Genomic DNA, 638 nt, shown 5'->3' on the forward strand with positions numbered 1-638 from the left:
GCCTACGGGCTGCTCGGCCGCGAGGTGATCCAGGCGCTGAAGCATCTGCAGCACGCCCGCGGCAAGACGGTGATCTTCGTCGGCGTGCTCGAGAAGGTCACCGACGAATTCGGCGCGACGACATGGCAGCCGCAGATGGAGGGCACGAAGGCCGGGCGCGAATTGCCGGGCATCGTCGATCAGGTCGTCTCCATGCAGCTCTTCGGCCGCGACGCCAAGGGCGACTGGACCCTCGACGAGACCTCCGCCGAACGCCGCCTCGTCTGCCGCTCCGGCAACCCCTGGGGCCTTCCCGCCAAGGACCGTTCCGGCCGGCTTGATGTGACCGAGGCGCCCGATCTCGGCGCGCTGATCGCGAAGATCGACGGCCGGGCACCCGCTCAATCCACCATCCCTTCCTGATCCAGACGCAAAGGACAGATCCATGAGCTACGATCTAAACGACGCACAGCCGCAGATGACCCCCATCGGCGAGCTGATCCCCGACGGCACCTTCGCCAAGGTCCGCCTGACCGTGCGCCCCGGCGGCGTCGACGGCGCCACGCCAATGGACGCCAAGCTCCTGAAGGCCTCGCAGTCGAGCGACGCGAAGATGCTGGACTGCGAGTTCACCGATCCTCGAAGGGTCCGCATGCCCG

1 protein-coding gene and 1 pseudogene are annotated in these 638 nt (G+C 67.6%); both read left to right on the forward strand.

Annotation, left to right across the window (positions count from 1 at the left end; all coding sequences use genetic code 11):
• On the forward strand, positions 1-402 hold a 402-nt coding region (locus OCGS_RS08010; RefSeq protein WP_040610796.1), incomplete at its 5' end, for an AAA family ATPase.
• A 22-nt stretch (positions 403-424) separates the two neighbouring features.
• Positions 425-638: pseudogene (locus OCGS_RS08015) on the forward strand (hypothetical protein); the annotation flags it as partial.

This window comes from Oceaniovalibus guishaninsula JLT2003 (genome assembly GCF_000299575.1).
GTDB classification, from domain to species: domain Bacteria; phylum Pseudomonadota; class Alphaproteobacteria; order Rhodobacterales; family Rhodobacteraceae; genus Palleronia; species Palleronia guishaninsula.